Below are 19,681 nucleotides of genomic sequence, written 5' to 3' on the forward strand. Positions count from 1 at the left end.
ACGACGTCCTCCGACGGCCAGCGGTCGTGAAGCGTCCTCAGGGCTTCGACCCCTCGGCGCATCCGGAACGCGAGCCCGAGTCCGGTCCGAGCCCGTCCGGGGCGGACGGTCCGGGTGACGGCGCCGGCTCTCCGTCCGGTCTCCGGTCCCGGTTCGCCGCGCTGCGCCTCCCGGGCTCGTCGGCCGCGCGACCGGATCGGCAGTCGTCCGACGAGCCGTCGACCACCGCCGAGGAGGCGCGGATCGACCCGGGCGTCGATCGGTCCGATCTCGACGACCAGGGTCGCACGACGGGCTCCCGGGCCGCTCGTCCCGCCGAACCCGTGCGGCTGGCGACGGTCGACAGCTCGCGCGACGAGGCTCGGCGTCGCGCGCTCGAGGCGCGTCGGGCGAGTCGTCGGGCCTCGCGACAGAGGAGGCGCGTCGAGCGACTCGAGGTCCGTCGCTTCACCCGTCGCTCCCGGCACCGACGCGCGACCTGGGTCGCGGTCGGGGTCGTGGCGCTCCTGCTCGGTGCATCGGTCGGAGTCGCGGTCTTCTCGCCCCTGCTCTCCCTGCAGACGATCACCGTGGACGGGGCCGACCGGGTCGACGCCGCCGCCGTCCAGGAGGCCGTGGACGATCAGATCGGCACGCCGCTCGCGAGGATCGACTTCGACAGGATCACGCGCGAGCTGGAGGCGTTCCCGTTGATCGCGAGCTACGTGACCGAGACCGCCCCGCCGCACACCCTCGTCATCCGCATCACGGAGAGGCAGCCGATCGCCACCGTGGCGGATGGCGACGCCTTCGACCTGGTGGATCCCGCGGGGATCGTCGTGCAGAGCCTCGACGCGCGCCCCGAGGGGGTGCCCTCCGTGGACGTCGGCGGCACCGCCCTCGACGGGACGCCCTTCCGGGCGTCGGCGGAGGTGCTGCTCGCCTTGCCCGCCGCACTGCGGACCACGGTCGATCAGGTCACGGCGTCGACGGCCGACGACGTGACGCTGACGCTGACGACCGGTCAGCGCGTGGTCTGGGGTAGCGCCGAGCATTCGGATCGCAAGGCGGAGGTCCTGGCCGGGCTGATGGCCGACCAGGCGTCACGGGACGCCGGGGCCTCGGTCGAGTACGACGTCTCTGCACCGGACAACGGCATCATCCGCCCCATCTGACGATGTCGTTCGCGACACGCCTGGCACGATGGTGTCACCGCCCCGTCGGGGCACATACCTTGTGACTGCAGAACTTGCATACCATGTACAACCTTAACCTTCAACTTGCGAGTTAAGGTTTCAGCGGAGGCCCGGACGTGACAACGAACCATAACTACCTAGCCGTGATCAAGGTCGTCGGTGTCGGCGGCGGTGGCGTCAACGCCGTCAACCGGATGATCGAGCTCGGGCTCCGCGGAGTCGAGTTCATCGCGATCAACACGGACGCGCAGGCGCTCCTGCTCAGCGACGCCGACGTCAAGCTCGACGTCGGCCGCGAGCTCACCAGGGGCCTCGGCGCCGGCGCGGACCCCGAGGTGGGTCGTCGTGCCGCCGAGGACCACGCGGAGGAGATCGAGGAGGCGCTGGCCGGCGCCGACATGGTCTTCGTCACGGCGGGCGAGGGCGGTGGCACGGGCACCGGCGGCGCTCCCGTCGTGGCCCGCATCGCGAAGTCCATCGGGGCACTCACCATCGGCGTCGTCACGAAGCCCTTCGGCTTCGAGGGCAAGCGTCGTCAGGCCCAGGCCGAGGCGGGTGTCGCAGCTCTGAAGGACGAGGTCGACACGCTCATCGTCGTCCCGAACGACCGCCTCCTCGAGATCAGCGAACGCGGCATCAGCATGGTCGAGGCCTTCGGCACGGCCGACCAGGTCCTCCTCGCCGGCGTCCAGGGCATCACGGACCTCATCACGACCCCGGGTCTGATCAATCTCGACTTCGCCGACGTCAAGTCCGTCATGCAGGGCGCCGGCTCGGCTCTCATGGGGATCGGCTCGTCCCGGGGCGCCGACCGCGCCATCAAGGCCGCCGAGCTCGCCGTCGCCTCGCCTCTGCTCGAAGCGAGCATCGACGGCGCCCACGGGGTGCTGCTGTCCATCCAGGGCGGCTCGAACCTCGGCATCTTCGAGATCAACGACGCCGCTCGCCTGGTCCAGGAGGCCGTGCACGCCGAGGCGAACATCATCTTCGGCGCGGTCATCGACGACACCCTCGGCGACGAGGTCCGCGTCACCGTCATCGCCGCGGGCTTCGATGGCGGGGAGCCCTCCACGAAGACCAAGGAGCGCCGGTCCAGCTTCGTCGAGTCCGAGTCCCCGGCCTCCACGTCGGTCGCGGGCGTCTCTGCCATCGCCGACAGCGGCTCGTCCCACGACACGCCCTCCTGGAAGCGGCCCGACGAGGCGGCCTCGACCCAGGCCGCCGACCCCGTCTTCGACGACGGCGACGACGACCTCGACGTGCCCGACTTCCTCAAGTAGGCATGCCGACCGATCCAGTGGGCGGAGACCTGGGCGAGAGACTCGCCCGGGTCTCCGCCGAGGTCGCCGACGCGGCCCGCGTCGCAGGGCGTCGCCCTGACGAGATCACGACCATCGTGGTGACCAAGTTCCATCCGGCGGGGCTCGTCCGCAGTCTCCATGCCCTCGGGGTCCGCGATGTCGGCGAGAACCGCCACCAGGAGGCGCAGGTCAAGTCCTCGGAGCTGGACGATCTCGAGGGTCTGAACTGGCACTTCGTCGGTCAGCTGCAGTCGAAGAAGGCGCGGCAGGCACGCCGCTACGCCTCCGCGGTGCACTCGCTCGATCGCGTGAGCGTGGTGGACGCCCTCGCCGTCGATGACGGCTCGCTCATCGACGGGTTCGTCCAGGTCAACCTCACCGACGATCCCGGTCGCGGCGGGGTCGCTCCGGGCGACGTCGACGCCCTGGCCGAGCGCATCGCGTCGACTCCGGGTCTCCGCCTCCGCGGAGTCATGGCCGTGGCTCCCCTGGACGAGCCGGCGCGACCGGCGTTCGCGCGCCTCCGGGCCGTCTCCGACAGGGTGCGCTCCATCGAGCCCGGCGCCGGCGACATCTCGGCGGGGATGTCCGGCGACTTCGCCGAGGCGATAGCCGAGGGCGCGACACACCTACGAATCGGGACGGCAATCACGGGAATGCGACCCTCCGCTCGTTAATGTCGGGGGAGACGTCCACGATCCGGAGGAAACACATGGCCAACCCGCTGCGCAAGACGATGGTCTACCTGGGCCTCGCCGACGAGGAACTCGAGTACGACGAGCAGACGCCGGCTCCCGCCGCCTCCTCCGCCTCGCAGACCGGGCGTCAGTCCACCGCCCCGACGGCCACCTCGCCCGTGGCGCCGGTCGCCCCGGTGGCGGCACCCGCGGCCGCGCCGACGGCCACCCGCGCTCCCGTGACGCCCCTGCGCCGCACACAGACGACCACCACGACGAAGAACACGGTGCCCCACGACATGAACGAGATCCTCACGGTCCACCCGCGCGAGTACAAGGACGCCCAGGCCATCGCCGAGAGCTTCCGCGACGGCATCCCCGTCATCATCAACCTGTCGCAGATGACGGAGGCGGACGCCCGACGCCTGGTGGACTTCGCCAGCGGCCTCTCGCAGGGCCTCTACGGGAAGATCGAGCGGGTCACGAACAAGGTGTTCCTGCTGTCCCCGGCGCACATCGCCGTGAGCGGTGAGCAGGCTGAGGTAGAATCCGACATCGAGGCGTCCTTCTTCGCCCAGTCCTGATCGGCCGAGGCGTCATCGCCGCGCCGCCCTCTCAGATCGCGGCCCGACCGCGCCGACTCGTGTGAGCTGATGACACCCCGATGATCGTTTCCCTGATCGCCACGATCGCCTACTACCTCCTGCTGCTCTTCTTCCTCCTGATGTGGGCCCGGTTCGTCCTCGACCTCGCGCAGTCGTTCAGTCGGGGGTGGCGTCCTCGCGGTGCCGTGCTCGTCCTCGCCGAGATCACGTACACGGTCACCGACCCGCCGATCCGCGCCGTCCGCAAGGTCCTGCCGCCGGTCCGACTCGGTTCCGTGGCCCTGGACTTCGGCTGGAGCCTCATCATGCTCGCGGTCGTCATCCTGATGAGCGTCACGTCGTACCTGCGCTGAACCGCGCGGCGCGCCGGGTGCTCCGCACCAGCACTTCGAATGTTCGCTACGGTATACATGAGCGTCGCGTCGTCAGGCTATCCGAGCATCGCCTCGGGGCGGCCTGACGCGGCGCCACGACCAACAGGCCGATCACGGAACGCAGTGATCGGTTCAGACCACGATCGACTCAGACCACGATCAGACGATCCAACAGATGCACGAGGTGACGGCAATGGCTTTGACGCCTGAAGACGTAGTCAACAAGCGGTTCCAGCCGACGAAGTTCCGCGAGGGCTACGACCAAGACGAGGTCGATGACTTCCTCGACGAGGTGGTCGCGGAACTCCGCCGCCTCAACCAGGAGAACGACGAGCTCCGCCAGCGCCTCGACGCCGGTGAGACCCGGGGCGACGACTCGTCGTCGCAGGCCGTCTCCGCCCCCGTGTCCGCCGTCAGCGCCCCCGAGGCGCCGGCCCCGGTCTCCGCACCCGTCGTCGAACCCGCCTCGGCTCCCGTCCCCGCGCCGGAGCCCGCCGTCGCAGCGGTCGTCGCCCCGGCAGCCCCGGCCTACGTCGGCCCCACCGCCGACGAGACCGAGAGCACGAACAACCTCCTGCAGCTGGCTCGTCGTCTCCACGAGGAGCACGTCCGCGAGGGCGTCGAGAAGCGCGACGCGCTCATCGCCGAGGGTCACTCGACCGCCGCTCGCGTCATCTCCGAGGCCGAGGCGAAGAACCGTCAGCTCGTCTCCGACGCCGAGGGCCGCGCCCGCGACCTGGTGCAGACGGCGGAAGCCGAGAAGCGCGAGACCCTCGAGCGACTCGCCAACGAGCGCACGGGTCTCGAGCGCCGCATCGACGACCTCCGCACCTTCGAGCGCGACTACCGCCAGAAGCTCAAGAGCTACATCGAGGGCCAGCTCCGCGACCTCGACGGCGAGTCCACCGGCGAGAACCAGCCCGCCGGTGCACCCGCCAGTGCCCAGGGCTACGGCTCCAACTAAGTTCTTGGCACCGAACGACAACACTCCGACGAAGGTCAGCGCCCGCCTCCTGGCGGCGCTGGCCTTCGTCGCTGTCGGCGTCTACGCCGCAGATCAGACGTCCAAGCACCTCGTCACGACGACCATGGCCGAGGGCGAGACCATCGACGTCATCGGCACGTTCTTCCAGCTCCACTTCGTGAAGAACCCCGGCGCGGCGTTCTCGCTGGCGAGCGGGTCCACCTGGATCTTCTCCCTGGCGGCGGCGGCCGTGGTCGTCGCGATCATCGTCTTCGCGAGACGCATCCGCTCCCGGGCCTGGGCCGTCATGCTCGGCATGCTCCTGGGAGGCACGCTCGGCAATCTGACCGACCGCCTGCTCCGCGAGCCCTCGTTCGGCATGGGACACGTGATCGACTTCCTGTACTTCCCCGGTCTGCTGCCGGCGATCTTCAACGTCGCCGACATCTTCATCGTCTCCAGCATGGGACTCCTGCTCCTGCTGACGCTCCTCGGGGTCAACCTCGACGGCACGCGCGTGCCGTCGAAGAGACGTCGACGCGAGCTGGATCGCGAGGCGGAGGCCTCCGGGCGCACCGACACCGCGCCTCCTGCAGGCCACGCCACGGAGCGATCGTGAGCGAGTACCGGTCGCTGCCGGTGCCCGACGGACTGGCCGGCGAGCGGGTCGACGCCGCCCTCGCCAAGCTCCTGGGCTTCAGCCGCACCTTCGCCGCCGAGGTCGTCGGCGGCGGCGGCGTCTCCGTGGACTCGAAGCCGGTCGGCAAGTCCGATCGTCTCGACGCCGGTGCGTGGCTCGAGGTCGAATGGACGCCGAAGGAGGGGCCCTCCATCGTCGCCCGCGACGTTCCCGGGATGGGCATCGTGCATGACGACGACGAGATCGTCGTCGTCGACAAGCCCGTCGGCGTCGCAGCGCATCCCTCCGTCGGATGGACCGGTCCGACCGTCCTGGGCGGGCTGGCGGCAGCGGGCTTCACCGTGGCGACCTCCGGCGCGGCCGAACGGGCCGGCATCGTGCATCGGCTCGACGTGGGCACGAGCGGCCTCATGGTCGTCGCCAAGACGGAGCGGGCCTACACGGTGTTGAAGCAGGCCTTCCGGGAGCGGACGGTCGACAAGATCTACAACGCGGTCGTGCAGGGTCATCCGGATCCTCTCACCGGCACGATCGACGCACCCATCGGCCGTCATCCGTCCTCCGACTGGAAGTTCGCCGTCGTCGTCGATGGGAAGCCCTCGGTCACGCACTACGAGACGATCGAGGCCTTCCCCGCCGCGTCCCTCCTGGAGATCCATCTCGAGACCGGCCGCACCCACCAGATCCGCGTGCACATGTCGGCCCAGCGGCATCCCTGCGTGGGGGACACGACCTACGGGGCCGACCCCACGTTGACCGCCCGACTCGGGCTGACACGGCAGTGGCTGCACGCCGTGAGCCTCGGCTTCCGTCATCCGGCGACGGGCGAGCAGGTCGTCTACCGGTCCGACCATCCCGCCGATCTGCGTCACGCGCTCGATGTCCTGGGCGAGAGCTAGGCTGATCCTCCAGTCGTCGGAACCACCAGCAGACGGGGAGCCCCTTGGCCTCGAGTAACGACTCATTCGTCCACCTGCACGTCCACAGCGAGTACTCGATGCTCGACGGGGCGGCACGGGTCACCCCGCTCGTCACCGAGGCGGCGAAGCAGGGGATGCCGGCCGTCGCGGTGACCGACCACGGCAACGTCTTCGGGGCCTTCGACTTCTGGAAGTCGGCGACCGAGGCGGGCATCAAGCCGATCATCGGCACCGAGGCCTACATCACCCCGGGCACGCACCGCGGTGACAAGACGCGGGTGCACTGGGGCGACGGCGGACGCGACGACGTGTCGGGTGCCGGCGCGTACACGCACATGACGCTCCTCGCCGCGAACACCGGCGGCATGCACAACCTCTTCCGGCTGTCGTCCCGAGCCTCGCTCGAGGGCTACTACTTCAAGCCCCGGATGGACCGCGAGCTGCTCTCGCAGTACAGCGACGGTCTGATCGCGACGACGGGCTGCCCGAGCGGCGAGGTCCAGACGAGGCTCCGTCTCGGGCAGTACGACGAGGCGGTGAAGGCGGCCTCCGACTTCCGCGACATCTTCGGTCGCGAGAACTACTTCGCCGAGATCATGGATCACGGCCTCGGCATCGAGCGCCGCATCATGGGAGACCTGCTCCGGCTCGCCAAGGACCTCGACCTGCCCCTGGTGGCCACCAACGATCTGCACTACACGCACGAGCACGACGCCACGAGCCATGCCGCGCTGCTCTGCGTGCAGTCGGGTTCGACGCTGAACGACCCGAACAGGTTCAAGTTCGACGCCGACGAGTTCTACCTCAAGACCGCGCAGCAGATGCGGCATCTGTTCCGCGACCACCCCGAGGCCTGCGACAACACGCTCCTGATCGCCGAGCGATGCGACGTGCAGTTCAACACGTCCGCCAACTACATGCCGCGGTATCCCGTGCCCGAGGGCGAGACGGAAGAGACCTGGTTCATCAAGGAGGTCGAGAAGGGCCTCGTCCACCGGTACCCGACCGGGATCCCCGACGACGTCCGCAAGCAGGCCGAGTACGAGATCGGCGTCATCGCCGGCATGGGCTTCCCCGGGTACTTCCTCGTCGTGGCCGACTTCATCAACTGGTCGAAGGAGAACGGCATCAGGGTGGGCCCGGGCCGCGGCTCGGGCGCCGGTTCGATGGCCGCGTACGCCATGGGGATCACCGATCTCGACCCTCTCCGTCACGGACTCATCTTCGAGCGGTTCCTCAACCCCGACCGCGTCTCGATGCCCGACTTCGACGTCGACTTCGACGATCGCCGTCGTGGCGAGGTCATCCAGTACGTCACCGAGAAGTACGGCGACGAGCGGGTCGCCCAGATCGTCACCTACGGCACGATCAAGGCGAAGCAGGCCCTGAAAGACAGCTCACGGGTGCTCGGCTTCCCGTTCGGCATGGGCGAGAAGCTGACGAAGGCCATGCCCCCGGCCATCATGGGCAAGGACATCCCCCTGACGGGCATCTTCGACAAGCAGCACGACCGCTACAAAGAGGCCGGCGACATCCGAGCGGTGGTCGAATCCGACCCGGAGGCGCGGACGGTGTTCGACACGGCCCTCGGTCTCGAGGGCCTCAAGAGGCAGTGGGGCGTCCACGCGGCGGGCGTCATCATGTCGAGCGACCCGCTGCTCGACATCATCCCCATCATGAAGCGCGAGCAGGACGGCCAGATCGTCACGCAGTTCGACTACCCCGCCTGCGAGTCCCTCGGCCTCATCAAGATGGACTTCCTGGGTCTGCGCAATCTCACGATCATCAACGACGCGCTCGACAACATCAAGACCAACCGCGGCTTCGATCTGGTCCTCGAAGACCTCGAGCTCGACGATGCCGGAGCCTACGAGCTCCTGGCATCGGGCGATACGCTCGGCGTCTTCCAGCTGGACGGTGGGCCCATGCGCGGGCTGCTGCGTCTCATGAAGCCCGACAACTTCGAGGACATCTCGGCCGTCATCGCGCTCTACCGACCGGGCCCGATGGGTGCCAACTCGCACACGAACTACGCCCTGCGGAAGAACGGCCAACAGGAGATCACGGCGATCCACCCCGAGCTCGAGGAGCCCCTGTCGGAGGTCCTCGGAGGGACCTACGGCCTGATCATCTACCAGGAGCAGGTGATGAGCGTCGCGCAGAAGCTCGCCGGCTTCTCGCTCGGCCAGGCCGACATCCTCCGCCGTGCCATGGGCAAGAAGAAGAAGTCCGAACTGGACAAGCAGTTCGCCGGCTTCTCTCAGGGGATGGCCGACAACGGCTACTCGCCCGATGCGGTGCAGAAGATCTGGGACATCCTGCTGCCGTTCTCCGACTACGCGTTCAACAAGGCGCACTCCGCGGCCTACGGCGTCGTCTCGTACTGGACGGCGTACCTCAAGGCGCACTACCCCGCCGAGTACATGGCGGCCCTGCTGACGAGCGTCGGCGACTCGCGCGACAAGCTCGGTCTCTATCTGAACGAGTGCCGGCGCATGGGCATCAAGGTGCTGCCACCCGACGTCAACGAGTCCATCGGCTTCTTCGCCGCCGTGGGCGACGACATCCGCTTCGGCATGGGCGCCGTCCGCAACGTCGGGTTCAACGTCGTCGACCACATCATCGCCGCCCGCGAGAAGGAGGGCGCCTTCACGACCTTCCACGACTTCCTCCGCAAGGTGCCGCTGCCGGTCACGAACAAGCGCACGGTCGAGTCGCTCGTCAAGGCCGGTGCCTTCGACACCCTCGGCTCGACCAGGCGGGCGCTGGTCGAGGTGCACGAATCCGCCGTCGAGGCGGCGGTCAGCGAGAAGCGGGCCGAGGCCAACGGCCAGGTGGGCTTCGACTTCGACAGCCTGTGGGACGAACCGGCCGACGTGCAGCAGGTGCCCGAGCGACCCGAATGGTCGAAGCGCGACAAGCTCGCGTTCGAGCGCGACATGCTGGGCCTCTACGTCTCCGACCATCCTCTGGCCGGTCTCGAGCTCCCGCTCGCGAAGCACGCTCAGACGACGGTGACGGACCTCCTGGCGAGCGACGCGTCGATCGACGGCGAGACCGTCACCATCGCGGGGCTCATCACGAGCGTGCAGCATCGCGTCGCTCGGAACAGCGGCAACCCCTACGGGATCATCACGGTCGAGGACTTCGGCGGCGAGATCACGGCCATGTTCCTCGGCAAGACGTATCAGGAGTTCGGCCCGACGCTCGTCGGCGACTCGATCATCGTGCTGAAGGGGAGGGTCAGTCTCCGGGACGACGGGATGAACCTCCACGCCGTCAGCATGTTCAGCCCGGATCTCGGCGCCGGGGTCAACCACGGCCCCCTCGTGCTGCAGATGCCCGAGCACCGCGCGACGACCGACACGGTGACCGAGCTGGCAGCCGTGCTCGGCCGTCATTCCGGCCGGACGGAGGTCCGTCTGCGTCTGCTCAAGGGCGACAACGCCCGGACCTTCGAGATCCCCATGCCGGTCGACATCACGGCCGATCTGTTCGGGGAGCTCAAGAGCCTCCTGGGCCCCGGCTGCCTGGTCTGACGCCGGTCCGCGGTCAGTCCGCCGGGGGACCGGGCGTCAGGTACGTCCGGTCGTGATACAGCAGGGCGTCGTCCTCCGCGCCGACGCCCCCGCCGTCGATCCGGACCACCACGACCGCACTGCCGGCGACGGGCACCCGCTCGACGATCCGGCCGCTGAACCAGGCGGTGGCGCCACGCAGGAGGGGGAGTCCCCGCGGTCCCTCGGTCCAGTGCCGTCCGGTGAAACGCCGGTCGGCCGGGCCGGCCATCCGACGCGCGGCGTCGAGATCGCGGCGCCCGAGGAGGTGGACGATGACCGCCTCGGCCGAGGCGATGGCGGGCCAGGAGCTCGCGGTCCGAGCCATGTTGAAGGTCGCCAGCGGAGGGGCGGCGGCCAGGGACGCCAGCGACGTGGCGGTGAATCCGACGGGGGAGCCGTCCTGGCCCCGTGCCGTGACGATGGCCACGCCCGCGGCGTGACGGCGGAACGCGGCCCGGAACGCCTCGACGTCGTCGCCGGCTGCGCTCTCGGGCCGAGGATCCTGCTGCTGGGGTTCCGTCATGACAGGGCCGCTCCTCCTCGGTTCCGGGTCTCGTCGCCCGTGCTGATCGGACCCGACGCAGGAGCGCACGACTAGGCTGAACCGGCCATGATCCAGACGACAGACCTCCGCGGAACTCACACTACCCACGCCGACCTCCTCGATCTCGTGCCGCGCGCCCGAGCCGACGTCTCGTCGGCGGCGGACGCCGCAGCCGGACTCGTCGCCGACGTGCGCGAGAGGGGCGCGACCGCTCTGCGCGACCAGGCCGAGCGCTTCGACGGAGTCCGGACCGAGACCTTCCGCGTCCCCGCCGACGAGATCGCCGCGGCCGTGGCAGGTCTGGACCCCCTCGTGCGCGCAGCCCTCGAGGAGTCCATAGCCCGAGTCACCGAGGGCAGTCGCGCGCAGGTCCCCGCGAACACCGTGACGCGCCCCGCCGACGGCGCGGTCATCGAGCAGCGCTGGCAGCCCGTGACCCGGGCGGGCGTCTACGTTCCCGGTGGCAAGGCCGTCTATCCGTCCAGCGTCGTCATGAACGTCGTCCCGGCGCAGGTGGCCGGCGTCGGGTCGATCGCGGTCGTCAGCCCCGCGCAGCGCTCCTTCGGCGGGGGAGTGCACCCCGTGATCCTCGGCGCCGCCGGGCTCCTCGGCATCGACGAGGTCTACGCCATGGGAGGCGCGGGCTCGATCGCCGCCCTGGCCTACGGCGTCCCCGAGATCGGCCTCGAACCCGTCCAGGTCATCACGGGCCCCGGCAACAACTTCGTCGCCGCGGCCAAGCAGATCGTCCGAGGTCAGGTGGGCATCGACGCCGTCGCCGGCGCCACGGAGATCCTGGTCATCGCCGACGGCGACGCCGATCCCGTCCTCGTGGCCGTCGACCTCATCAGCCAGGCGGAGCACGACGAGGAGGCGGCGGCCGTCCTCGTCACGGACTCGCCGGCCCTCGTCGAGTCCGTGCGAGCCGAGCTCGAGCGTCTGGTCCCGTCGACCATGAGCGCCGAGCGGGTGCGGACGGCCCTCGGCGGCCGTCAGTCCGCCCTCGTCCTGGTCGACGACATGGAGGCGGCCGTCGCCTTCAGCAACGCCTACGGCCCGGAGCACCTCGAGATCCAGACCCGTGACGACGAGGCGGTGCTCGGATCGATCACGAGCGCCGGCGCCGTCTTCGTCGGGAGCACCACGCCGGTCAGCCTGGGGGACTACCTCGCCGGGTCGAACCACGTGCTCCCGACCGGCGGGCAGGCGCGCTTCTCGTCGGGTCTCGGGGCGTACACGTTCCTGCGCCCGCAGCAGATCGTGCGCTACGACCACGACGCCCTCGCCGAGGTCGCCGACCGTCTCGTGGCGCTGTCCCGGGCGGAGCTGCTTCCGGCGCACGGCGAGGCGGTCGCGGCGCGCATCCGGCGCCCCTGAGGTCACGACGGGGGCGGGGCGCGCTCCCCAGTACGCTGAGGGCACCATGTTCTGTCCTTTCTGCCGCCACCCCGATTCCCGCGTCGTCGACTCGCGCACGAGCGACGACGGCACCTCGATCCGCCGGCGACGGCAGTGCCCCAACTGCGGCCGTCGCTTCAGCACCACCGAGACGGCCAGCCTCAACGTCGTCAAGCGCAACGGGGTGCTCGAGCCGTTCAGCAGAGAGAAGATCATCTCCGGCGTGCGCAAGGCGTGCCAGGGCCGCCCCGTGACCGACGGCGATCTCGCCGTCCTCGCCCAGCGGGTCGAGGAGGCCGTCCGCGCGAGCGGCACGTCCCAGATCGAGGCGAACGACATCGGCCTGGCCATCCTGCCCCCGCTCCGCGAGCTCGACGAGGTGGCGTTCCTCCGCTTCGCGAGCGTCTACCAGGCGTTCGACTCGCTCGACGACTTCGAGGCCTCCATCGCCACCCTCCGCGAAGAGCACGCCGATCGTCCGCGCCCCTCCCGGTCGGTGGACGAATGACGACCCCCTACCGCGTCCTGTTCGACCTCGTCCTGTCGAAGATGGATCCCGAAGACGCCCACCACCTCGCCTTCCGGGTCATCCGGGCCGTGCCGAGGCTCGGCCTGGCGCCGCTCGTGCGTCGGCTGACGGCCCCGCACCCCTCTCTCGCGGTCACCGCCCTCGGACTCCGCTTCGACTCCCCGTTCGGTGTGGCGGCGGGCTTCGACAAAGACGCTCGGGGGATCGCCGGGCTCGGAGCCCTGGGGTTCGGTCACGTCGAGGTCGGCACCATCACCGCGCGTCCGCAGCCGGGCAACGAGCGGCCCCGCCTGTTCCGGCTCGTGCCCGACCTGGCGGTCGTCAACCGCATGGGCTTCAACAACGGAGGCGCGCAGCAGGCCGCAACGGAGCTCGCCTCGGCACGCAGCGCCTCCCGCCGTCCGGTCATCGGCGTCAACATCGGCAAGAGCCGTGTGGTCGACGTCGATGACGCCGTCGACGACTACCTGGTCAGCACGCGCCTCCTCGCTCCGCTCGCCGACTACCTGGCGGTCAACGTCAGCTCGCCGAACACCCCCGGACTCCGAGGGCTCCAGGAGCTCGATCGACTGGGACCGCTGCTGACGGAGGTGGCCCGGGCCGCCGGATCGACACCGGTGCTCGTCAAGATCGCTCCGGATCTCGACGACGACGGCATCCGTCGGATCGGAGAGCTCGTCGGCGAGCTCGGCCTGGCCGGCGTCATCGCCACCAACACGACCCTGTCGCGCGACGGGCTCTCGACCGATTCGGTCGCCGTCGAGGCGGCGGGCGCCGGGGGGCTGTCCGGCGCTCCTCTCGCGGCGAGGTCCCTCGAGGTGCTCCGCCTGCTCGTCGCGGCCGTGCCGCCGGGCACCTGCATCGTGTCCGTCGGGGGAGTGACGACCGCAGCGGACGTCGACGAGCGCCTGCGTGCCGGGGCGACGCTCGTCCAGGGGTACACGGCGTTCCTCTACCGCGGACCGCTGTGGGCACGACAGATCAATCGAGGACTGCGACGGCTGCGCAAGCGCCCCTGACCCGTCGACGGGGGTGACAGAACGGCGCCGGTCGCCTCCTGACGGAGGGGACCGGCGCCGTGGTGGTCTCTGCCAGGTCAGGCGGTGGGGTACTGCCCGCGCTTGATCTGGGGCTTCGGCATGCGCATGGGCTTCATCTGCATCGCACGCATGGCCGCATACCACTTGTTGCCCCGCTGCACGTTCCCTGCGCCGTACTTCTCGGCGAGCTTCGCGGTGACGATGCGCCCGACGACGAGGCAGTCGACGATCGCGACGAGGAAGAAGCCCCACAGGACGAACAGGGTGATCATCTGCACGGCCGCGATCTGGACGATGCTCATCACGATGACGAGCACCATGATCGGGATCATCGCCTCGCCGACGCTGTATCGGGCGTCGATGTAGTCGCGGATGAACCGGCGCTGGGGGCCCTTGTCGCGCTCCGGCAGGAACTTCTCCTCGCCGTTGGCCATGCCGATGCGCTGACGCTCGCGGACCTCGGCGAGGCGGGCGCGCTGCGCCTTCTGCGCCTCCTTGCCGGTGGCGACGAGCGGGCGGCGGTTGGCCTCCTCACGCTCCCGACGCGTCGGGGTCGGACGGCCCTTGCCGATCGTCGTCGATTCGGTGTCGACGACCTGCGTCGACGAGTCGGTCTTCTCTTCTGCCTTGGCCACGGGAATCCTCGGGGTTGAACGAGTTCCTAAGATTACCTCCATGACCGTCTCGCAGCATCCCGTCCACCCGACCGATCCTCGTACTGTCAGCGAACTCGCGGAGGCCGTGCACGGCGGCCTCCCGTCGACGATCGCCGATCTCTCGTCGCTCGTGCGCATCCCGTCCGTCTCGTGGGACGCGTTCGACCCGGTGCACGTCGCCGAGAGCGCCGAGGCCGTCGCTCGTCTCGTGCGCGAGACGGGACTCTTCGACCAGGTCACGGTCAGCAGGGCGCCCATCGGGTCGAGCGGTGCGATGGGTCAGCCCGCTGTGCTGGCCCGTCGGGAGGCGCGCGACGGGAAGAAGACCGTCCTGCTCTACGCGCACCATGACGTGCAACCGCAGGGCGACGACGCGCACTGGGACACCCCGCCCTTCGAGCCCACCCTGAGAGGGGACCGCCTCTACGGTCGTGGCGCGTCGGACGACAAGGCCGGTGTCATGACCCACATCGCGGCCCTTCGCGCGGTCCGCGACGTGATCGGCGACGACCTGGGCGTCGGGGTCTCGCTGTTCATCGAAGGCGAGGAGGAGTTCGGCTCGCGCTCGTTCGCCGACTTCCTCGAGCAGCACCGCACCGAGCTCGCCGCGGACGTCATCGTCGTCGCCGACTCCGACAACTGGAGCACGACGGTGCCCGCCATCACCGTCGCACTCCGCGGGAACGTCACGTTCCGCCTCACGGTGCGGACCCTGGCCCACGCATCGCACTCGGGCATGCTCGGCGGCGTCGTGCCGGACGCCATGATGGCCATGGTGCGACTCCTCGCGACGCTGCACGACGACGAGGGCGGCGTCGCCGTCGCCGGCCTCCGCAGCCGGGAGGCGGAGCACCCCGACCAGAGCGAGGAGACCCTCCGCGAGGAGTCCGGCCTGCTCGAGGGCGTCCGCACGATCGGCCGCGGCCCCCTGCTGAGCAGGGTGTGGTCGCAGCCCTCGATCACCGTCACCGGGATCGACGCGCCGAGCGTCGCCAACGCGTCCAACACGCTGTCGCCGGAGGTGTCGGTGCGTATCAGCGCGCGCATCGCCCCCGGGCAGCCGGCCGCCGAGGCCTTCGAGGCGCTCCGAGCGCACCTCCTGACCGACCCGCCCTTCGGTGCGCACGTGAGCATCGACGACGTCGACACCGGCGACCCCTTCCTCGTCGACACGACGGGGCCGGCCATCGCCGATGTGACCGTCGCGATGAGCGAGGGCTGGGGCGAGAGCCCCGTTCAGACCGGGATCGGCGGCTCGATCCCGTTCATCGCCGACCTCGTCAAGACGTTCCCGGAGGCCGAGATCCTGGTCACGGGCGTCGAGGACCCCGACACTAGGGCCCACAGCCCGAACGAGTCGCAGCACCTCGGCGTCCTGCAGAAGGCGATCCTCAGCGAGGCGATCCTGCTCGCCCGGCTCGACGCGGCGGGTCGATGACGTCGTCGGCCCGGAGGGAACAAATCCGAGGGTCGGCTGCTTACACTGGTCGACGAGGAGTGCAGAGCACTCGCACCCGCCCGAAGGAGGCTCCATGACCGACACAGCGACCCCCGTCGTCGACACGGCCGTTCCGACCGAAGCGCCCGCCCACGGCGTGAAGCTCACCGACACCGCAGCAGGGAAGGTCAAGAGCCTCCTCATGCAGGAGGGGCGCGACGATCTCCGTCTGCGCGTCGCCGTCCAGCCGGGCGGCTGCTCGGGTCTCATCTACCAGCTGTACTTCGACGAGCGTCTGCTCGAGAACGACGCGACCGTCGACTACGACGGCGTCGAGGTCGTCGTCGACAAGATGAGCGTCCCGTACCTCGACGGCGCGGCCATCGACTTCGAGGACACCATCCAGAAGCAGGGATTCACCATCGACAACCCCAACGCCCAGGGCAGCTGCGCCTGCGGCGACAGCTTCCACTGACGGTCTCGACGACGTCGCCCCATCGGGGCCGCCCCTCGGGGCGGCCCCGATGGTCGTTTAATGGTTCGGCGTCGAACATTGCGGCGTGCTGTGTGCGGAGGGCGGTGCAACCTGCGAGTAGGCTAGGGAAGTCCCCGTCCAGACTGGGAGCACCCCCCGAAGTCGCGTCATCCGAGAGGTAACAGTGCGTTCTCATCGCCGTAATCGTTGGGCCGCCATTCCCGTGGCAGCCGTCATGATCCTCGTGCTCGCAGGATGCACGCAGGACCAGCTCCAGGGGTGGTTGCCGACCGAGCCGGGCACGACGAATCACGTCGACAGCATCATCGGCCTCTGGGTCACCTCGTGGATCGTCCTCCTCATCGTCGGCCTCATCGTGTGGGGTCTCGTCATCTGGGCCTCGATCGCCTACCGCCGCCGGAAGGGTCAGACCGGCCTCCCGGTGCAGCTCCGCTACAACCTCCCGGTCGAGATCTTCTACACCGTCGTCCCGCTGATCCTCGTCCTCGGCTTCTTCGCCTTCACGGCACGCGACCAGGCCGCGATCGAAGCTCCCACGGCCAGCCCCGACGTCAAGATCGACGTCTACGCGAAGCGCTGGGCCTGGGACTTCAACTACATCGACCAGCAGAACGAAGACGAGTCGACCTACTCGCAGGGCATCCAGGCCCAGGAGGAGGCGGACGGCACCGTCGACCAGGACCAGCTCCCCGTCCTGTACCTGCCCGTCGGCAAGTCGGTCGAGATCGAGCTCAAGTCGCGCGACGTCGCCCACTCCTTCTGGGTCGTCGACTTCCTCTACAAGAAGGACACGATCCCCGGCAAGACGAACTACATGTACTTCACGCCCGAGAAAGAGGGCACCTTCACCGGGAAGTGCGCGGAACTCTGCGGTGAGTACCACTCGCTGATGCTCTTCAACGTCAAGGTCGTCAGCCAGGACGAGTACGACGCCTACCAGCAGACGCTCACCGACGACGGCAACACGGGTCTGCTCGGCGACGAGTACAACACCAACACCAACCAGCCGAACAACGAGGCGCCCGTCGCCTCCGGCACCGAAGACTCCGAGAAGTAAGGCACGGTTCGATGAGCTCAGCCACCGCCACCCGCCCCACCGGAGGAGCATCCTCCTCCGGTCCGAACTTCGGAGCCTCGAAGGTCGGCCGCAAGGGCAACGTCGTCGTCACGTGGATCACGTCGACCGACCACAAGACCATCGGGTACATGTACCTGATCGCGTCGTTCCTGTTCTTCTGCCTCGGCGGAGTCATGGCGCTGATCATCCGCGCTCAGCTCTTCGCACCGGGTCTCGACGTCATCCAGACCAAAGAGCAGTACAACCAGCTCTTCACGATGCACGGAACGATCATGCTGCTCATGTTCGCGACGCCCCTGTTCTCGGGGTTCGCGAACGTCCTCATGCCGCTTCAGATCGGTGCTCCCGACGTCGCCTTCCCCCGACTGAACGGGTTCGCCTTCTGGCTCTACCTCTTCGGCTCGCTCATCGCCGTCGCCGGCTTCCTCACCCCCCAGGGTGCAGCGTCGTTCGGGTGGTTCGCCTACGCGCCATTGTCGGACACGACCTTCTCACCAGGTCTCGGCGGGAATCTCTGGGTCTTCGGCTTGGGCATGACCGGCTTCAGCACCATCCTCGGAGCCGTCAACTTCATCACGACCATCGTGACCATGCGCGCGCCCGGCATGACCATGTGGCGGATGCCCATCTTCACCTGGAACACGCTGATCACCGCGATCCTCGTGATCATGGCCTTCCCCGTGCTCGCCGCCGCCCTCTTCGGCCTCGGCTTCGACCGCGTGTTCGACGCGCAGGTCTTCAACCCAGCCAACGGCGGGGCCATCCTCTGGCAGCACCTGTTCTGGTTCTTCGGGCACCCCGAGGTCTACATCATCGCTCTGCCGTTCTTCGGCATCATCAGCGAGGTCCTGCCCGTCTTCAGCCGCAAGCCGATCTTCGGGTACAAGACGCTGGTCTACGCGACGATCTCGATCGCCGCCCTGTCCGTCACCGTGTGGGCTCACCACATGTACGTCACCGGCTCCGTCCTTCTGCCGTTCTTCTCGCTGATGACGATGCTCATCGCGGTGCCGACGGGCGTGAAGATCTTCAACTGGATCGGCACGATGTGGCGCGGATCGGTGACGTTCGAGACCCCGATGCTCTGGGCCATCGGCTTCCTGATCACCTTCACCTTCGGTGGTCTGACCGGTGTCATCCTCGCTTCTCCTCCGCTCGACTTCCATGTGTCCGACACGTACTTCGTTGTGGCGCACTTCCACTACGTGGTGTTCGGGACTGTCGTGTTCGCGATGTTCTCCGGCTTCTACTTCTGGTGGCCGAAGATGACCGGCAAGATGCTCAACGAGCGTCTCGGCAAGATCCACTTCTGGATGCTGTTCGTCGGGTTCCACACGACGTTCCTCGTGCAGCACTGGTTGGGCGTCATGGGCATGCCCCGTCGTTACGCGACGTACCAGCCCGAGGACCACTTCACGTGGATGAACCAGCTGTCGACCATCGGCGCCATGCTGCTCGGCGTCTCGATCCTGCCGTTCCTCTACAACGTCTACATCACGGCTCGTCGGGCTCCGAAGGTCGAGGTGAACGACCCCTGGGGTTACTCGCGCTCGCTCGAGTGGGCCACGTCGTGCCCGCCGCCCCGTCACAACTTCACGTCGATCCCCCGCATCCGGTCGGAGTCTCCGGCGTTCGACCTGAACCACCCCGAGGCCGGCCTGCCGGTCGGAATCGGTCCGGTCAAGGACGCTCCGGATGCCCCGACGTACGATGCCGCCAGCGACAAGGTGAAGTAGAACGCCATGAAGACCAACGCAACGCTGTTCTGGATCCTCGCGATCTTCTTCTTCCTGATGGGCGCCGTGTACACGGTGTGGAACATCATCGACACCGGTCAGGTCGAATGGGCCGGTACCGTGGCCATCCCCCTCGCCGGCATGCTGAGCGTCTTCCTGGCCTTCTACATGAGTCGCTCGCACGGCGCTCAGGGCGGGGAGCTCCCCGAGGACCGTCTCGACGCCAACATCGACGACGGTGACCCCGAGCTCGGACACTTCAGCCCCTGGTCCTGGTGGCCGATCCTGCTGGCCTTCGCCTGCGGTCTCGTCTTCCTGGCCCTCGCCGTCGGCATGTGGATCATCTACATCGGTGCGGCTCTCGTCGCCGTCTCCCTCGTCGGCTGGGTTTACGAGTACTACCGGGGCAACTTCGTCCACTGAGTCATCGCACGACAAGCACTTCGAACGGCGTCCACATGGTGGGCGCCGTTCGTCGTTAGACGAACGCTCGAGTACACGAGAGGCGCGATGACGCTGTCGATTGATCAGGTGACCAGGCGGAGCCACG

Annotated in this window: 19 protein-coding genes; 17 read left to right on the forward strand and 2 right to left on the reverse strand. The window is 68.6% G+C overall.

The features are described 5' to 3' along the window. The first annotated feature begins 26 nt into the window (after nucleotides 1-26). From ASF89_RS07180 to dnaE, 9 genes are all read left to right on the forward strand, one after another. A complete protein-coding gene (locus ASF89_RS07180) occupies nucleotides 27-1,154 on the forward strand; it encodes an FtsQ-type POTRA domain-containing protein (protein WP_235484036.1) in 1,128 nt (375 codons plus the stop codon). 137 nt (nucleotides 1,155-1,291) lie between these two features. After that, nucleotides 1,292-2,455, forward strand: a complete 1,164-nt coding sequence (gene ftsZ / locus ASF89_RS07185) for a cell division protein FtsZ (RefSeq protein ID WP_055797745.1) — start codon at nucleotides 1,292-1,294, stop codon at nucleotides 2,453-2,455. A gap of 2 nt (nucleotides 2,456-2,457) precedes the next feature. Further along, nucleotides 2,458-3,153, forward strand: a complete 696-nt coding sequence (locus tag ASF89_RS07190; protein WP_055813461.1) for a YggS family pyridoxal phosphate-dependent enzyme — start codon at nucleotides 2,458-2,460, stop codon at nucleotides 3,151-3,153. 35 nt (nucleotides 3,154-3,188) lie between these two features. Next, nucleotides 3,189-3,737, forward strand: a complete 549-nt coding sequence (locus tag ASF89_RS07195; protein ID WP_055813463.1) for a cell division protein SepF — start codon at nucleotides 3,189-3,191, stop codon at nucleotides 3,735-3,737. An 80-nt stretch (nucleotides 3,738-3,817) separates the two neighbouring features. Continuing rightward, entirely contained in the window at nucleotides 3,818-4,111 is a 294-nt protein-coding gene (locus ASF89_RS07200; RefSeq protein ID WP_055797736.1) for a YggT family protein, read from the forward strand. 214 nt (nucleotides 4,112-4,325) lie between these two features. After that, the gene (locus ASF89_RS07205; protein ID WP_055797733.1) at nucleotides 4,326-5,096 is read left to right on the forward strand and encodes a DivIVA domain-containing protein; all 771 of its coding nucleotides are present in this window, start codon (nucleotides 4,326-4,328) and stop codon (nucleotides 5,094-5,096) included. 4 nt (nucleotides 5,097-5,100) lie between these two features. After that, a complete protein-coding gene (lspA, locus tag ASF89_RS07210) occupies nucleotides 5,101-5,715 on the forward strand; it encodes a signal peptidase II (RefSeq protein ID WP_235484038.1) in 615 nt (204 codons plus the stop codon). After that, entirely contained in the window at nucleotides 5,712-6,635 is a 924-nt protein-coding gene (locus ASF89_RS07215; protein ID WP_055797731.1) for an RluA family pseudouridine synthase, read from the forward strand. Before lspA ends, ASF89_RS07215 begins: the two co-directional genes overlap by 4 nt. A 98-nt stretch (nucleotides 6,636-6,733) precedes the next feature. Further along, nucleotides 6,734-10,195 (forward strand): DNA polymerase III subunit alpha, encoded by a 3,462-nt coding sequence (gene dnaE, locus ASF89_RS07220; protein ID WP_055814759.1) that lies wholly within the window; start codon nucleotides 6,734-6,736, stop codon nucleotides 10,193-10,195. 13 nt (nucleotides 10,196-10,208) lie between these two features. Here the strand turns inward: dnaE and ASF89_RS07225 are convergent, their stop codons facing one another. Then, entirely contained in the window at nucleotides 10,209-10,739 is a 531-nt protein-coding gene (locus tag ASF89_RS07225; protein ID WP_055813466.1) for a flavin reductase family protein, read from the reverse strand. An 87-nt stretch (nucleotides 10,740-10,826) separates the two neighbouring features. Here ASF89_RS07225 and hisD point away from each other — a divergent pair, with 87 nt between their 5' ends. The 3 genes from hisD to ASF89_RS07240 are packed head-to-tail and all read left to right on the forward strand — an operon-like array spanning nucleotide 10,827 to nucleotide 13,706. Then, nucleotides 10,827-12,137 carry a histidinol dehydrogenase gene (gene hisD / locus ASF89_RS07230; protein WP_055797724.1) on the forward strand — a complete coding sequence of 437 codons (1,311 nt, stop codon included), beginning with the start codon at nucleotides 10,827-10,829 and terminating at the stop codon, nucleotides 12,135-12,137. A 46-nt stretch (nucleotides 12,138-12,183) separates the two neighbouring features. After that, nucleotides 12,184-12,666 carry a transcriptional regulator NrdR gene (gene nrdR, locus ASF89_RS07235; RefSeq protein WP_055813471.1) on the forward strand — a complete coding sequence of 161 codons (483 nt, stop codon included), beginning with the start codon at nucleotides 12,184-12,186 and terminating at the stop codon, nucleotides 12,664-12,666. Next, nucleotides 12,663-13,706 (forward strand): quinone-dependent dihydroorotate dehydrogenase, encoded by a 1,044-nt coding sequence (locus tag ASF89_RS07240; protein ID WP_055797718.1) that lies wholly within the window; start codon nucleotides 12,663-12,665, stop codon nucleotides 13,704-13,706. Before nrdR ends, ASF89_RS07240 begins: the two co-directional genes overlap by 4 nt. Nucleotides 13,707-13,783: 77 nt before the next feature. Here ASF89_RS07240 and ASF89_RS07245 read toward each other — a convergent pair whose 3' ends face one another. After that, nucleotides 13,784-14,362 carry a DUF3043 domain-containing protein gene (locus ASF89_RS07245; protein ID WP_082489863.1) on the reverse strand — a complete coding sequence of 193 codons (579 nt, stop codon included), beginning with the start codon at nucleotides 14,360-14,362 and terminating at the stop codon, nucleotides 13,784-13,786. Nucleotides 14,363-14,402: 40 nt separating this feature from the next. Here ASF89_RS07245 and ASF89_RS07250 point away from each other — a divergent pair, with 40 nt between their 5' ends. The 5 genes from ASF89_RS07250 (at nucleotide 14,403) to ASF89_RS07270 (ending at nucleotide 19,554) form a co-directional block, all read left to right on the forward strand. Continuing rightward, nucleotides 14,403-15,821, forward strand: a complete 1,419-nt coding sequence (locus tag ASF89_RS07250) for a dipeptidase (protein ID WP_055813473.1) — start codon at nucleotides 14,403-14,405, stop codon at nucleotides 15,819-15,821. 94 nt (nucleotides 15,822-15,915) lie between these two features. Next, the gene (gene erpA, locus ASF89_RS07255) at nucleotides 15,916-16,296 is read left to right on the forward strand and encodes an iron-sulfur cluster insertion protein ErpA (RefSeq protein WP_055797711.1); all 381 of its coding nucleotides are present in this window, start codon (nucleotides 15,916-15,918) and stop codon (nucleotides 16,294-16,296) included. A 235-nt stretch (nucleotides 16,297-16,531) separates the two neighbouring features. Further along, the gene (gene coxB, locus ASF89_RS07260) at nucleotides 16,532-17,374 is read left to right on the forward strand and encodes a cytochrome c oxidase subunit II (protein WP_082475161.1); all 843 of its coding nucleotides are present in this window, start codon (nucleotides 16,532-16,534) and stop codon (nucleotides 17,372-17,374) included. 11 nt (nucleotides 17,375-17,385) lie between these two features. Continuing rightward, nucleotides 17,386-19,131 carry a cytochrome c oxidase subunit I gene (ctaD, locus tag ASF89_RS07265; RefSeq protein WP_055797705.1) on the forward strand — a complete coding sequence of 582 codons (1,746 nt, stop codon included), beginning with the start codon at nucleotides 17,386-17,388 and terminating at the stop codon, nucleotides 19,129-19,131. A 6-nt stretch (nucleotides 19,132-19,137) separates the two neighbouring features. Next, a complete protein-coding gene (locus ASF89_RS07270; protein ID WP_055797702.1) occupies nucleotides 19,138-19,554 on the forward strand; it encodes a cytochrome c oxidase subunit 4 in 417 nt (138 codons plus the stop codon). Nucleotides 19,555-19,681 lie beyond the last annotated feature (127 nt).

This window comes from Frigoribacterium sp. Leaf172 (assembly GCF_001424285.1).
Lineage (GTDB): Bacteria > Actinomycetota > Actinomycetes > Actinomycetales > Microbacteriaceae > Frigoribacterium.